The organism is Georgenia sp. Z1491 (assembly GCF_049856175.1).
Lineage (GTDB): Bacteria > Actinomycetota > Actinomycetes > Actinomycetales > Actinomycetaceae > JB111.
On record NZ_JBNDNA010000010.1, the window covers coordinates 42,484 to 56,300 of the forward strand.

At 74.0% G+C, this 13,817-nt stretch carries 12 protein-coding genes and 1 pseudogene; 10 read left to right on the top strand and 3 right to left on the bottom strand.

What is annotated here, in order from left to right:
- Positions 1-24 precede the first annotated feature (24 nt).
- Positions 25-867 carry a 16S rRNA (cytidine(1402)-2'-O)-methyltransferase gene (gene rsmI, locus ACPYO4_RS11190; RefSeq protein ID WP_425709320.1) on the top strand — a complete coding sequence of 281 codons (843 nt, stop codon included), beginning with the start codon at positions 25-27 and terminating at the stop codon, positions 865-867.
- A gap of 166 nt (positions 868-1,033) precedes the next feature.
- Positions 1,034-1,936: a hypothetical protein gene (locus ACPYO4_RS11195; protein WP_425709321.1), complete on the top strand. Its 903-nt coding sequence runs from the start codon at positions 1,034-1,036 to the stop codon at positions 1,934-1,936.
- A gap of 99 nt (positions 1,937-2,035) precedes the next feature.
- Here ACPYO4_RS11195 and ACPYO4_RS11200 read toward each other — a convergent pair whose 3' ends face one another.
- Positions 2,036-2,647 (bottom strand): isochorismatase family protein, encoded by a 612-nt coding sequence (locus ACPYO4_RS11200; RefSeq protein WP_425709421.1) that lies wholly within the window; start codon positions 2,645-2,647, stop codon positions 2,036-2,038.
- Between the two features lie 129 nt (positions 2,648-2,776).
- Between ACPYO4_RS11200 and metG the strand changes: the two genes are divergently transcribed.
- From metG to ACPYO4_RS11230, 6 genes are all read left to right on the top strand, one after another.
- Entirely contained in the window at positions 2,777-4,615 is a 1,839-nt protein-coding gene (metG, locus tag ACPYO4_RS11205; RefSeq protein ID WP_425709322.1) for a methionine--tRNA ligase, read from the top strand.
- Positions 4,612-5,580: a TatD family hydrolase gene (locus tag ACPYO4_RS11210; protein WP_425709323.1), complete on the top strand. Its 969-nt coding sequence runs from the start codon at positions 4,612-4,614 to the stop codon at positions 5,578-5,580. Before metG ends, ACPYO4_RS11210 begins: the two co-directional genes overlap by 4 nt.
- A gap of 321 nt (positions 5,581-5,901) precedes the next feature.
- Positions 5,902-6,960 (top strand): G5 domain-containing protein, encoded by a 1,059-nt coding sequence (locus ACPYO4_RS11215; RefSeq protein WP_425709324.1) that lies wholly within the window; start codon positions 5,902-5,904, stop codon positions 6,958-6,960.
- 196 nt (positions 6,961-7,156) lie between these two features.
- Positions 7,157-8,059 (top strand): 16S rRNA (adenine(1518)-N(6)/adenine(1519)-N(6))-dimethyltransferase RsmA, encoded by a 903-nt coding sequence (rsmA, locus tag ACPYO4_RS11220; protein WP_425709325.1) that lies wholly within the window; start codon positions 7,157-7,159, stop codon positions 8,057-8,059.
- On the top strand, positions 8,056-9,141 hold the full coding sequence (locus tag ACPYO4_RS11225; protein ID WP_425709326.1) for a 4-(cytidine 5'-diphospho)-2-C-methyl-D-erythritol kinase: 1,086 nt from the start codon (positions 8,056-8,058) through the stop codon (positions 9,139-9,141). The genes rsmA and ACPYO4_RS11225 overlap by 4 nt, the downstream gene beginning before the upstream one ends.
- Positions 9,141-11,042, top strand: coding sequence for an ABC-F family ATP-binding cassette domain-containing protein (locus tag ACPYO4_RS11230; protein ID WP_425709327.1), 1,902 nt, complete (start codon positions 9,141-9,143; stop codon positions 11,040-11,042). Before ACPYO4_RS11225 ends, ACPYO4_RS11230 begins: the two co-directional genes overlap by 1 nt.
- A 66-nt stretch (positions 11,043-11,108) precedes the next feature.
- On the opposite strand, the gene ACPYO4_RS11235 is transcribed toward ACPYO4_RS11230, so the two are convergent.
- Positions 11,109-11,393, bottom strand: a complete 285-nt coding sequence (locus ACPYO4_RS11235; RefSeq protein ID WP_425709328.1) for a hypothetical protein — start codon at positions 11,391-11,393, stop codon at positions 11,109-11,111.
- 54 nt (positions 11,394-11,447) lie between these two features.
- Between ACPYO4_RS11235 and ACPYO4_RS11240 the strand changes: the two are divergent.
- Positions 11,448-11,642 (top strand): annotated as a pseudogene (locus ACPYO4_RS11240) (hypothetical protein); the annotation flags it as partial.
- Here ACPYO4_RS11240 and ACPYO4_RS11245 read toward each other — a convergent pair.
- Positions 11,609-11,821: a hypothetical protein gene (locus tag ACPYO4_RS11245; protein WP_425709428.1), complete on the bottom strand. Its 213-nt coding sequence runs from the start codon at positions 11,819-11,821 to the stop codon at positions 11,609-11,611. The pseudogene ACPYO4_RS11240 and the gene ACPYO4_RS11245 overlap by 34 nt on opposite strands.
- On the opposite strand from ACPYO4_RS11245, the gene ACPYO4_RS11250 reads away from it, so the two are divergent.
- Entirely contained in the window at positions 11,780-13,375 is a 1,596-nt protein-coding gene (locus tag ACPYO4_RS11250; protein WP_425709422.1) for an alkaline phosphatase, read from the top strand. The genes ACPYO4_RS11245 and ACPYO4_RS11250 overlap by 42 nt on opposite strands.
- The last annotated feature ends 442 nt before the right edge of the window (positions 13,376-13,817 follow it).

Below are 13,817 nucleotides of genomic sequence, written 5' to 3' on the forward strand. Positions count from 1 at the left end.
CCGACGACGGGGGAGACTGGGCGCATGAGCGAGCAGTCCGGCGTCGTCCTCCTGGCCGCCACCCCCATCGGGAACGCCGGGGACGCCTCCCCGCGGCTGCGCGAGGCGCTCGCCTCCGCCGAGGTCGTCGCCGCCGAGGACACCCGCCGGCTGCGCGACCTCGCCCGCCGCCTCGAGGTCACCGTGACCGGTCGTGTCGTCAGCCTCTACGAGCACAACGAGGACGCCCGCTCCGCCGAGCTGCTCGCCGCCGTCGAGGAGGGGTCCACCGTGCTCGTGGTGACCGACGCCGGCATGCCGGCCGTCTCCGACCCCGGGTACCGCCTCGTGCGCCACGCGATCGACGCCGGCGCACGCGTCTCCGCGCTGCCCGGCCCGTCGGCCGTCCTCACGGCGCTCGCCCTGTCCGGCCTGCCCACCGACCGCTTCGCGTTCGAGGGCTTCCTCCCGCGCAAGGCCGGGGACCGGGCGCGGGCGCTGGCCGGCCTCGCCGCCGAGGCACGCACGCTGGTGTTCTTCGAGGCGCCCCACCGCCTGCTCGAGACGCTGGGCGCGATGGCGGGGGCGTTCGGGGCCGACCGCCCGGCGGCCGTCGCCCGCGAGCTGACCAAGACCTACGAGGAGGTCCGCCGCGGCACGCTCGGCGAGCTCGCCGCCTGGGAGGACGAGGTGCGCGGCGAGATCTGCGTCGTCGTCGGGGGTGCGCCGCCGACGGTGGCGACGGTGGCCGACCACGTGGACGAGGTGCTCGCCCTCGCCGCGGACGGGCTGCGCCTCAAGGACGCCGCCGGCGAGGTCGCGACGGCCACGGGCCTGAGGAAGAACGACCTCTACGCTGCGGCGCTGGAGGCCCGGGCGGCGCGGTAGCTGCGCCCGCTGCGCGCCGTGGTTGTCGATGGTGCTGGTCAGGGCGCCACGGTCCGATCGGCGACTCCACTGTCGTCCCAGGTAGCCGGATCGCAGGATCTACCTGAGCAGCACCAGGTTGCTCGGAAGCCTCGCCACGCGGAGGATCCGCCGCTAATGTCCGTGCATGACGCCCAGCGCCGAGCTGGCAGCACCCCTGTCCCGGACCATCAACCGGGTCAAGCGCCAGATCCTCACGCAGTTTCCTCCCGCACGGTGGGCCGCAGACGGGAGGCACGAGGAGCGTCGCCGTCACTGGGCGCCGTACCTGCCCGTGCTCGATGCGCAGCAGGCCGCCCTGGTGTCCACCCTGAACCGTGACGCCATCCGGATCGGTCTGCTCGAAGATCTCGCGATCCCCCGGACGGCCGAGCTGAAGAACGCACTCGACGCCCTGGTCGGCCGGCTGGCGGCGCAGTCGGCGGACGGCGCCAGCACGCTCCGCCCCTCGCTGGACGAGCTGCTGGACGACATGTCCCTCTGGCACTGGGGGCTCGAGCCCCGGCTGCTGGACGTCGTCGAGAACTACCTCGGGGTCCCGGCCCGGTACTACGGCGCGGACGTCCGCCGCGAGGTGGGCAACGGCCAGGTCGAGGGCGTGCGGCAGTGGCACCTCGATGTCGAGGACCGCAGGACCGTCAAGATCCTCGTCTGGCTCAACGACGTCGACGAACAGGGTGGCCCGTTCGCCTACCTACCCGTGGCGGAGTCCCTCCGGGCCGTCGGCCGGCTTCATTACGTGTCCGGGTTCGTGGCCGACGACCGGTTGGACAGCTTCGTGCCCGCGGACGCGGCCCGGACGGCCACGGGGCCGACCTGGACCACGATCGTGGCGGACAACTGCCGGCTGCTGCACCGCGCGACGCCCCCGGTCGCCCGGGACCGGTACTCCGTCACCTTCACCTGGTCCTCCCGGACGCCGATCAAGACCCAGCCCGCACCCGACTACTCCACCGCCCACCTCGAGCGGATCCGGACGGGTCTGTCAGCACGCCAGCTGGAGTGCCTGCCGCCCAGCATGGCCGGCTGACCTCCCGGGGGAGGCGTTCGGTCTCTCGGGAAGGCGTTCGGCCCGGGCCGCCCGGTCGCTGCACCCGCAGCGTCCGGTGGCGGTACCCGGGCCGCTGTCTCAGCGGACCGCCAGCGCCACCCGCTCGGACTCCACCAGCTCGACCCCGGCGGCCGTGAGCACCTCGTGGGCCATCTCGCCCAGCTCGGGCGAGACCGGAGCCGTCAGGTCGGTGAGCACGCGGACCGGCAGCCCGAGCCGGCGTGCGTCCAGCGCGGTGGCCTTGACGCAGTGCGACTCCGCGAGCCCCACGACGTCGACGCTGCCGATGCACAGCTGGTCGAGGATCTCGGCGAGGGTGCGCCCCTCGGCATCGATCCCGTCGAAGCCCGAGTACGCGGCCTCGTAGGCGCCCTTCTTCACGGCGGCGTCGGTCTCGAGGTCCGTCAGGGCGGGGTGCAGCTCGGCCTCGTCGGTGCCGGCCACGCCGTGCGGCGGCCAGCTGTCGATGAAGTCCGGGGTGTCGGAGAAGTGGTCCCCGGGGTCCACGTGCCAGTCCTGGGTGGTGACGACCGCGGCGTAGTCGTCGCTGTGGGACCCGGCGTAGGCGGCGATCCGACGCGCGATCTCGTTGCCGCCGGGGACCGGAAGTGCACCTCCCTCGCAGAAGGTGGGTTGAACATCGACCACCAGCAGTGCGCGCCGGTTCCGGCGCCTGCGGTCGCCCATCATCACGTTGCTCCGTTCGACTGACCGGTTTCGGGTGAACCCGGTGCCGCGCCATCCTGCCACCGGAAGGTGGCCGTGGCGCAAGGGGAGGTGAGACCTCCGGCACGCGTGGGCGCAACTACCCTGGGCGGTATGACCCACATCCTCTCCGCCGTGGCGTGGCCGTACGCGAACGGCCCCCGGCACATCGGGCACGTCGCCGGCTTCGGCGTGCCCTCCGACGTCTTCAGCAGGTACGCCCGGATGGCGGGTCACGACGTCCTCATGGTGTCCGGCTCCGACGAGCACGGCACGCCGATCCTCATCGCCGCCGACGAGGCCGGCGTGTCCGCCCAGGAGCTCGCCGACACGAACCACCGGCTCATCGCCGAGGACCTCGTCGCGCTCGGGCTGACCTACGACCTCTACACGCGTACGACGGCGGGCAACCACCACAAGGTGGTCCAGGAGATGTTCGAGGGCGTCCACGCCAACGGCTACTTCATCGAGCAGACCACGCACGGCGCGGTGTCGCCGTCGACCGGACGCACCCTGCCGGACCGGTACATCGAGGGCACGTGCCCGATCTGCGGCGCGGGCGGCGCGCGCGGCGACCAGTGCGACACGTGCGGCAACCAGCTCGACCCGGCCGACCTCATCGACCCCGTCTCCCGCATCAACGGCGAGACGCCGGAGTTCGTCGAGACCCAGCACTTCTTCCTCGACCTGCCGGCCCTCGCCGAGGAGCTCGGCCGCTGGCTGGACGAGCGCGAGGCCGCCGGCACGTGGCGGCCCAACGTCATCCGGTTCAGCCAGAACATCCTGGGGGACATCCGGCCGCGCGCGATGACCCGGGACATCGACTGGGGCATCTCCGTCCCGCTCGACGGCTGGCGCGAGAACCCCACGAAGAAGCTCTACGTCTGGTTCGACGCCGTCATCGGCTACCTCTCGGCGTCGGTGGAGTGGGCCCGCCGGTCCGGCGACCCGGACGCGTGGCGCGCCTGGTGGAACGACCCCGAGGCCCTGTCCTTCTACTTCATGGGCAAGGACAACATCACGTTCCACTCCCAGATCTGGCCCGCCGAGCTCCTCGCCTACTCGGGGCGCGGCGCCAGGGGCGGGACCGCCGGGCACCTGGGCGAGCTCAACCTGCCCACCGAGGTCGTCAGCTCGGAGTTCCTCACCATGGAGGGCCGCAAGCTCTCCAGCTCCAAGCGCGTCGTCATCTACGTGCGGGACATGCTTCAGCGGTACCAGGTCGACGCCTTCCGCTACTTCGTCGCGTCCGCCGGTCCCGAGGCCCACGACGTCGACTTCACCTGGGCGGAGTTCGTGCGCCGGACCAACGGCGAGCTCGTGGCCGGCTGGGGCAACCTCGTCAACCGCACGGCGTCGATGATCGCCAAGAACGTCGGCGAGGTGCCGGCGCCCGTCGAGGCCGAGATCACCGACCTCGAGCGCGAGCTGAGCGCCGCGGTGGCGGGCGGCTTCACGACCGTCGGTCAGCTCGTCGGCGCCCACCGCCAGCGCGCGGCGATCGCCGAGGCGATGCGTCTGGTGGGCGTCGCCAACACCTACGTCACGCAGACCGAGCCGTTCCGCCTCAAGAGCGAGGAGCAGCGGCCGCGCCTGCTCACGGTCCTGCACACGCTCGCGCAGGCCGTCTCGGACCTCAACGTCATGCTCTCGCCGTTCCTCCCGCACTCGAGCAACGCCGTCGACGCCGCGATCGGCGGGACGGGCGACATCCAGCCGATGCCCCGGCTCGAGGAGGTCGACGACCTGGAGAACGACCGCCGGTACCCGATCATCACCGGCGACTACTCCGACCCCACGCCGTGGGCCGCACGCCCCGTGCGCGTCGGTGCCCCGGTCGGGAAGCCGTCCCCGATCTTCACCAAGCTCGACGACTCGATCGTCACCGAGGAGCTCGGCCGGCTCGGCGTCGACGGAGCGCCCCCCGCGGCGTCCGCGGGCAGCGACTCGTGAGCGGCGGGAACGGGAAGAAGAAGGAGCGAGGTTTCCCGCCTACCGACGACGCGCTCCCGGGCGCCGTCGTCGACAACCACACCCACCTGCCGCTCCTGCGGGCGGACGGTTCACCGGTCGACCCGCGCGACGCCGGGCTGCCCGGCGGCGTCGACCCCCTCACCACCGAGGAGCAGCTCGCGCGCGCCCGGGAGGTCGGCGTCGTCGGCCTGCTCAGCGTGGCCTGCGACGTCCCCAGCCTGGCCGGCACGGTCGAGCTCGCCCGCTCCGAGCCGTCGATCGGTGCGGCCGTGGGCATCCATCCCAACGAGTCGGCGCTGCACGCCCGCGTGCACGACGTCGCCCCGGACGGCCTCGACCCGGCCGTGCGCGACCACCACGAGCTGACCTACGCGCAGGCCTTCGAGCGCGTCGTGGAGCTCGCGGGCGACGACCGGGTCGTCGCGGTGGGGGAGACCGGCCTCGACTTCTTCCGCACCGCCGCCGGGCGGGGCCACGACGCCCAGGTCGCCGCGTTCCGCGACCACCTCGCGCTCGCCCGCGAGCTCGGCAAGCCGGTCCAGATCCACGACCGCGAGGCCCACGACGAGGTCGCCGAGATCCTCCTGCGCGACGGCGCCCCCGAGCGGACGGTCTTCCACTGCTTCTCCGGCGGCGAGCGGCTCGCCCGCCTGTGCGCCGAGCACGGCTGGTACGTGTCCGTGGCCGGCCCGGTGACCTTCCGGAGCAACGACCAGCTGCGCGAGGCGGTCGCTCTCGTGCCGGACGACCTGCTGCTCGTGGAGACCGACGCGCCCTACCTCACGCCGGTGCCGTTCCGGGGCCGGCCCAACGCGAGCTACGTGCTCACGCGCACCGTGCGGGCGCTCGCCGAGCAGCGCGGGGTCGGCCTGGAGCGGCTGTGCGAGCGGCTCACCGCCACGACCCGCGAGGTCTACGGGGAGTTCTGGTCCGCCTCCGCGTGACCGGGAGGCCCGCGCCGGGTGACTGGTGAGGCTTGCTCCGCGTGACCGGTGGGGCTCGTGCCGCGTGATCGGCGACGGTCCTGGGTCACGGGACGGTCACGTCCCCAGGTCACGGTGCCGCGCGGAGGCCCGGCCGGCCGGGAGGAGACCCGGCGTCGGGAGGGTGCTTGTTAGCACAGGTTGTGGGCCAGGTCGCAGCGCCGTGCGCGCAGGCGTGTCGTGACCTTGACCTCACGCCCGGTCGCAGCCTTGTCGCTAGGTCACAGAACGGTTACGTTCATTGCCGCCCCCCGGACACCTGATGAATGGAACGACGTCCCCGTGACCGACACAGCCACGACCTCCCGCCGCGCCGACCGGTTCCGCCGGCACCAGCGCGCCGTCCTGGCGTCCGTGCTGGCCGGCGGCGCACTCGTCGTCACCGGTGGCGTGATCGCCGCCGACGCCGGCCTCGGTGCCGACTCCGGCACCGCCGCGAGCGCCGCCCTGGTGGAGCCCGTCGACCGCGGCGACGCCGCCGGCCGTTCCACCGCCGAGCGCATCGCCCTCGACACCGCCGAGGTCACCACGAGCTTCACGGTCACCGTCGACGGCGAGACCCTCGACTTCACCACCGCGGCGCAGACCCTCGACGAGGCCCTGCACGAGGCCGGTATCCAGATCGGCGCCGACGACCGCGTGTCCGCCCCGCTCGCCGGGCCCGTCACCGACGTCGAGATCGTCCGCGTGACCTCGGACTCGGTCACCGAGGAGGTCATCGACGAGCACGGCACGTCCGAGGTCGAGACCGACGAGCTCGAGGTCGGCCAGACCCAGGTCCGGACCGAGGGCGTCGACGGCCGCGTCGTCAACACCTACCGCGTGACCTCCGCCGAGGGCGAGGAGGACGAGCGCGAGCTCGTCGCCAGCGTCACGGTGGACGAGCGCGTCGACGAGGTCGTCCTCGTCGGCACGCGCGAGCCGGAGCCGGTCCAGGCCGCCCCCGAGCCGGAGCCCACCGAGGAGGCGCCCGCGGCCGCGCAGGAGTCCGCGCCCGCCGAGGAGGCCGCCCCGGCCGCGGAGACGCCCGCCTACAGCGGCGGTGACCCCCGGGCGATCGCCCAGAGCATGGCCGCCTCGCGCGGCTGGGGCGCCGACCAGTTCTCCTGCCTCAACTCCCTGTGGGAGCGCGAGTCCGGCTGGAACCCGACCGCGCAGAACCCGTCGTCCGGCGCCTACGGCATCCCGCAGTCGCTGCCCGGCTCCAAGATGGCCGCTGCCGGCGCCGACTGGCGCACGAACCCCGCGACGCAGATCGCCTGGGGCCTGGACTACATCGCCGGGCGCTACGGCACCCCGTGCGGCGCGTGGGGCCACTCGGAGAGCGTCGGCTGGTACTGATCCACGCCGCAGGGTCAACGGTTCCTCGCTGACCGCACACGTCTGCGCCGAAACCACCCTTCCGCGCCGAACCCACAGACCGCACGCCGAGCCGGACCACGCCGTGGTCCGGCTCGGCGTCTTCCCTGTGCGCCCGGTGGGATCGTGTGGGGCGGGCGCCGGTACCTCCCGCGTCACGCACGTAGGCTGTCCCCTTGTGAACGAACCGTCCGACGTCTCGCTGCTGGGCGCCTCGGACGTCCGCGCGCTGGCGGACCGGCTCGGCGTGCGGCCCACCAAGATGCTCGGCCAGAACTTCGTCCACGACGCCGGGACGGTCCGCCGCATCGTCCGTGCCGCCGGCGTCCGCCCCGGTGAGCGGGTCCTCGAGATCGGCCCCGGGCTCGGCTCCCTCACGCTCGCGCTGCTCGAGGCCGGGGCCGACGTCGTCGCCGTCGAGATCGACCCCGTCCTCGCCGCCGCCCTGCCGGCCACGGTCGCGGAGCGCGCACCGGCCGCCGCCGACCGGCTCCAGGTCGTGACCGCGGACGCCATGCGGCTCGCCGAGCCGGACCTCCTGCCCGGGACCCCGCCCGCCCGGCTCGTCGCCAACCTCCCGTACAACGTGGCCGTGCCCGTGCTGCTCACCGCGCTCGAGCACCTGCCCTCGGTCACCGACGTCCTCGTCATGGTGCAGGCCGAGGTGGCCGACCGCCTCGCGGCCCCGCCCGGATCGCGGACGTACGGCGTCCCCTCCGCCAAGGCCGCGTGGTGGACGCGGGCGGAGCGGGCCGGGACCATCGGGCGGCAGGTGTTCTGGCCGGTGCCCAACGTCGACTCGGCCCTCGTGCGCCTCGTGCGGCGCACCGAACCGGTCGTGGACGCGGACCGGCGCGAGGTCTTCGCCGTCGTCGACGCCGCGTTCGCCCAGCGGCGCAAGACCCTGCGGTCGGCGCTGGCGGGATGGGCGGGATCGCCCGCCGCCGCCGAGCGGGCCCTGCGCGGTGCCGGCGTCGACCCGTCCGCCCGAGGGGAGACGCTGACGATCACGCAGCTGGCCGCGATCGCCGCCGCCCGCGCCGCCCGCAGTCCCACCCACGACCCGGAGGAGTCCCGATGACGACCGGTCCCACCGCCGCCCCCGTCACCGTCCGGGCGCCCGGCAAGGTCAACCTCTCGCTGCGTGTCGGGCCGCCGCGCGAGGACGGCTTCCACCCGCTGGTCACCGTCTTCCAGGCGCTCGAGCTCGGCGAGCACGTCACCGCCGCCCCGGCACCGCGCGGCAGCACGACGGTCCGGCTCGCCCAGCACGTCGACGGCGTCCCGCTCGGCGCCTCCAACCTCGCCGCCCGCGCGGCCGAGGCGCTGCGCGCGGCGTCCGGCGTCGACGCCGGGGTCGAGCTGACCATCCACAAGAGCGTGCCCGCGGCCAGCGGCATGGCCGGCGGCAGCGCCGACGCGGCGGCCGCCCTGCTCGCGTGCGACGCCCTGTGGGGCACCGACCTCGGCGCCTTCGACCTGCACGCCCTCGCGGCCAACCTCGGGTCCGACGTCTCCTTCCCGCTGTTCGGCGGGAGCGCGCTGGGCACCGGCCGCGGGGAGCGGCTCGTCGTGATGCCGGACGTCGGCGAGTGGCACTGGGTGCTGGCCACCCAGGCCACGGGACTCTCGACGCCCGCCGTGTTCGGGGTCTACGACTCGATGCACGGCCATCCGCGCGGCGGCCCGCCGTCGGTGCCGAGCATGCTGCACGAGCCCTCCGCCCCTGGGACGCCGCATCCCGGCGACGGGAGGCCGACCACCGTGGGGCCGGGCACCGCAGGGCCGGGCAGCGGCGGGCTCGCCCCGGGCGCCCACGAGGCCGCGATCGGCGACGCCCTCGCCGACGGCGATCCCGATGCCCTCGGCCGCCTCCTGCTCAACGACCTGACCGAGCCTGCGCTCGAGCTGCGCCCCGAGCTCGGCGACGTCCTTGCCGCGTTCGAGCGTGCCGGCGCCCTGGGTGCCGTGCTCTCCGGCTCCGGGCCGACCGTGGCCGCCCTCGCGCTGGACGCCCGGCACGCGGCGTCCGTCGCCGCCGTCGTGAGGGGCGCCGAGGTCGCCGACCGGGTCCTCACGACGACGGCACCGGCCCGGGGTGCCCACGTGGTCGAGGCTGCGCCGGAGACCCCGGCGAACCACGGCGCCGGTGGAGCCGCCTGATGGCCCACCTCCTCGGCGCGGAGAACCTCCGACTCATGGCCGGCCCGCGGGTGCTGCTCGACGGCGTCGGGCTCGGTGTGGACGACGGGATGCGCATCGGCGTGCTCGGCCGCAACGGTGCCGGCAAGTCGAGCTTGCTGGCCGCGCTGGCAGGACGGCGCCCGCTCGACGGCGGCCGCGTCACCTCGCCGTCGGGCACGCGGATCGCCGTGCTCGACCAGCAGGACACCCTCCCCCCGGGCGCCCCGATCCTCGACGCGGTCCACGGCGGCCTCGCCGAGCACGAGTGGGCCGGCGACCGCACCGTCCGTGAGCTCCACGAGGGGCTGATCGCCGAGCTCGACCTGGACGCCGACGTCGACACGCTCTCCGGCGGTCAGCGTCGGCGCGTCGCCCTGGCGGCCGTCCTCGCGGCCCCGGCGGAGGTCCTCGTCCTCGACGAGCCGACGAACCACCTCGACGTCGAGGGCGTCGCCTTCCTCGCCGCCCACCTCACGGAGCGCTTCGCGTCCGGCAAGGGTGCGCTCCTCGTCGTCACCCACGACCGCTGGTTCCTCGACGCGGTGTGCACGCGGGTCTGGGACGTGGTCCCCGGGCACGACGGCGCGGGCGGGCGGTCCCCGGTGCCGGGCCACGTCGAGACCTACGACGGCGGGTACGCCGCCTACGTCCTCGCGCGCGCCGAGCGCGAGCGCAGCGCCGCCGTCGCCGCCCAGAAGCGCAACAACCTCCTGCGCAAGGAGCTGGCGTGGCTGCGCCGCGGTGCCCCCGCGCGCACGTCCAAGCCCAAGTTCCGGCTCGACGCCGCCGCCGCGCTCATCGCCGACGAGCCGCCGCCGCGCGACACGCTCGCGCTGACCGACGCCGCCGGCGCACGACTCGGCAAGGACGTCCTCGACCTCGAGGCCGTCACCGTGCAGTACGACGCACCGCCCCCGATCCTCGACGACGTCACCTGGCGGCTCGCGCCGGGCGAGCGCGTGGGGATCGTGGGGGCGAACGGCGCGGGGAAGTCGACCGCCCTGCGGCTGCTGGCCGGCCTGCAGGAACCGACGAGCGGCCGCGTCAAGCGGGGAAAGACGGTCGAGCTCGCGGTGCTCACGCAGGACACCGGCGAGCTCGACGACATCCCGCAGCTGCGGGTCGTCGAGGCCGTCGCCGACGTCGCCGAGCACGTGAGCGTGGGCGGGACGGACCTGTCGGCGAGCCAGCTCGTCGAGCGCCTCGGGTTCGCCCGCGAGCGCGCCTGGACGCGAGTGTCCGAGCTCTCCGGCGGCGAGCGGCGGCGCCTGCAGCTGCTCCGTCTCCTGGTCGCCGGCCCGAACGTGCTGCTCCTGGACGAGCCGACCAACGACCTCGACACCGACACCCTCGCCGCCGTGGAGGACCTGCTCGACTCGTGGCCCGGGACGCTGGTCGTGGTCAGCCACGACCGCTACCTGCTCGAGCGCGTCACCGACCACCAGGTCGCCGTCATCGGCGGCGACATCCGGGACCTGCCCGGCGGCGTCGAGGAGTACCTCGAGCTGCGCCGTGCCCAGCGCGAGTCCGCAGGTGGCGGGCGGACCCCGCTGGCCGCGGCCGGCCCGACTCCGGAGCCCGGCACGGACGGCGCGGTCACCACGGACCCGGCCGGGGGAGGGGCCGGCGCGTCCGGTACCGCGAGGACCCCGGATGCCGCGCGCGAGCGGGAGGCTCGCAAGAATCTTTCTCGCATCGAGCGGCGGATGACGAAGCTGAGCGGCCAGATCGAGCGGCTCGACGCGCAGATGGCCGAGGCGGCCGAGCAGCAGGACGTCGGGCGGATCACGTCGCTCGCCGCGCAGTCGGACCAGCTGCGCGCCGAGTCCGACGAGCTCGAGGAGGAGTGGCTGCACACCGCCGAGGAGCTCGAGGGCTGATCGCTCCGGCACCCCCGGGTGTTCATCGGACGGGTGCGCGCGCGTCGCGCCGGGGTCATCGCAGGTTCATACGCCCCTGCTTGGGTGACCGGCGTCGATCCCACGCACCCACGAGGAGCCCATCAGATGCGCCTGCCACGCCCCGGACGGGCGGCCGCCGTCGCCGTCACGGCGACCCTGCTCGCCACCCTTGCCCCCGCCGCGGCGGTCGCCGACGACGACGAGCGCACCAACGTCATCCTGCTCATCGCCGACGGCATGGGCTACAACCACATCGATGCCGCCAGCCTCTACGAGCACGGCACCGCGGCCTACCAGGACCAGGGCGACAACCCCTACCTCGCGGCGCACGGCTCGGACAGCGTGACGTCGGAGGAGTACCAGGAGTTCGAGACGCGGCTCTCGATGGACACGGGTTATGTCTTCAGCCCGGCCTACTCGACCATCGAGGCGTGGGGGCACCCGCAGAACGCCACCCGCGACCAGCGCGACGGCTCCTGGCTCAACGTCACCGACTCCGGGGCCGCGGCGACCGCCCTGTCGACCGGCGTGCGCACGCGGGGCGGCTACCTGGGCTGGGACCGCGACGAGGAGCCGCTGACCGACATGGTCGACGTCGCGAGCGAGGCTGGCCTGGCGACCGGGGTCGTCACGAGCGGCCAGTTCTGGGGGACACGCCGGCCGGGTTCGCCGTCCACGCCGACGACGGCGACGAGGACCTCATCATCGACCAGCTGCTGCGCCACGAGGACCTCGACGTCGTCATGGGCGGCGGCCACCCCGCGTTCAGCAACAACGGCGAGCCGCAGGCGCCGGGCTACCACAACATCCCGCGCGCGGACTGGGAGGCGATCGCGGCCGGTGACACGAGCACCGGGCTGGCGCCGTGGACCCTCGTCGAGGAGCGTGCCGACTTCCAGGCGCTCGCCACCGGCGAGACGCCGGACCGCGTGCTCGGCCTGGCCCAGACGAGCGGGGCCCTCACGCACGACCGGCCCGGCGACCGCGAGACCCCGTTCGCCGCGCCGATCGCGGACAACGTGGCCCGCCTCCCGGAGATGGCCGCGGCGACCCTCAACGTGCTCTCGAACGCCAGCGACGAGGGTTTCTTCACCGTGATCGAGCAGGCCAACGTGGACGGCGCCGGCCACCACGGTGAGCTCGGCCGCACGATCGAGAACATGATCGACTTCAACGCCACCGTCGACGCGGTGATCGAGTGGGTCGACTCGGAGTCCAGCTGGGACGAGACCACGGTCATCGTCACCTCCGACCACGAGACGGGGAACCTGTGGGGCTCGGGCACCGTCGTCGACGGCGGGGTCGAGTTCACCGGTGACTTCACGCCCCTGACCGGTAGCGCGGGCGAGCTGCCCGCGGCGGAGTTCACCGACTTCACCGATCTCAAGGAGAACGAGATCGAGGACACCCCGCACTACCACACGCACCAGATCGTGCCGTTCTTCGCCCGCGGCGCCGCCGCGTCCGACTTCGACGCGGTCGCCGACGAGAGTGACCCGGTGCGCGGGGACTACATCGAGAACACCGACGTCGCCGACGTGCTCCACGCGCACATCCGCGACCGCGCGACCGAACCGGAGCCCGAGCCCGAGCCGGAGCCGGAGCCCGAGCCGGGGCCGCCGGCGCACCAGGAGCACGGCTTCTTCCTGAGCAACGACTGGCAGGGCACCACCCACCACGCCTTCCAGTACGGACGGCACGCCGACGAGGTGCTGATCGGGGACTGGGACGGCGACGGGACGGACTCCATCGCGGTCCGCCGCGACAACCTCTACCTCGTCTCCAACGCCCCGCGCGGCGGCAACGCCGACCACGTCCTGTCCTACGGCCGTGCGGGCGACGTGGTGCTGGTCGGCGACTGGGACGGCGACGGTACCGACACCCTCGCCGTCCGCCGAGGGAACCGGTACTTCGTGGCGAACTCTCTGGACGGCGGCAACGCCGACCACGAGCTGAGCTACGGCCGTGCGGGCGACGAGGTGCTGGTCGGCGACTGGGACGGCGACGGCACCGACACCCTGGCCGTCCGCCGCGGTAACGCGTACTTCGTGGCGAACAGCCTCAGCGGGGGCAACGCGGACCGGGCGTTCGAGTACGGGCGCAGCGGTGACGCCGTGCTGGCCGGCGACTGGGACGGCGACGGGATCGACACGTTCGCGGTGCGCCGCGGCAACGCCTACTACGTGAAGAACTCCCTGGCCGGTGGCAACGAGGACGTCCTCGTGCACTTCGGACGAGCAGGTGACGAGGTGCTGGTCGGCGACTGGGACGGCGACGGCACCGACACCCTCGGGGTGCGGCGCACGCCCTGACGCCCCGATGTCCCGGCGGCCGAGGAGGTGCTGGTCCACCTCCTCGGCCGCCGGGGGTTCACCCCGTCCGCGGACATGCCCGGGACCACGCCCGGGTGGCAAGGGTGACAAACCTGGCTCGGAGGCGTGATCCGCGCGGGCCGGCGTCCAGATGACGCTCGCGCGGTCCGCACATATCTTCGTTAGAGCATCCCGTGCGCCCCGACGCGGTCGGGAGCGGACCCGAGCGGTGCGTGTGTGCCCCGATCGGTCGGGGACACGGCGCGAGGCGACGCCGCGCATGGACGCGCCGATGAGGACCGGGCGCTTCCGCCGGTGCTCGACGCCACCTCGACGCTGCCTGGACAGGTCGTCCGCGCCCACTCGGCGTCCCCCCTCGGCGGCCGGGTCCGGAGCGGACGGATGTCCGCGTCCGGAGACCCTCGGGCGTCGTCCCGGGTTA

Excerpts from the sequence above, each read along its gene's own strand:
- ACPYO4_RS11230 (WP_425709327.1), top strand. The coding sequence starts at position 9,141 with ATGGCCCACCTCCTCGGCGCGGAGAACCTCCGACTCATGGCCGGCCCG.
- ACPYO4_RS11200 (WP_425709421.1), bottom strand. The coding sequence starts at position 2,647 with ATGATGGGCGACCGCAGGCGCCGGAACCGGCGCGCACTGCTGGTGGTC.
- ACPYO4_RS11195 (WP_425709321.1), top strand. The coding sequence starts at position 1,034 with ATGACGCCCAGCGCCGAGCTGGCAGCACCCCTGTCCCGGACCATCAAC.
- metG (WP_425709322.1), top strand. The coding sequence starts at position 2,777 with ATGACCCACATCCTCTCCGCCGTGGCGTGGCCGTACGCGAACGGCCCC.
- ACPYO4_RS11225 (WP_425709326.1), top strand. The coding sequence starts at position 8,056 with ATGACGACCGGTCCCACCGCCGCCCCCGTCACCGTCCGGGCGCCCGGC.
- rsmI (WP_425709320.1), top strand. The coding sequence starts at position 25 with ATGAGCGAGCAGTCCGGCGTCGTCCTCCTGGCCGCCACCCCCATCGGG.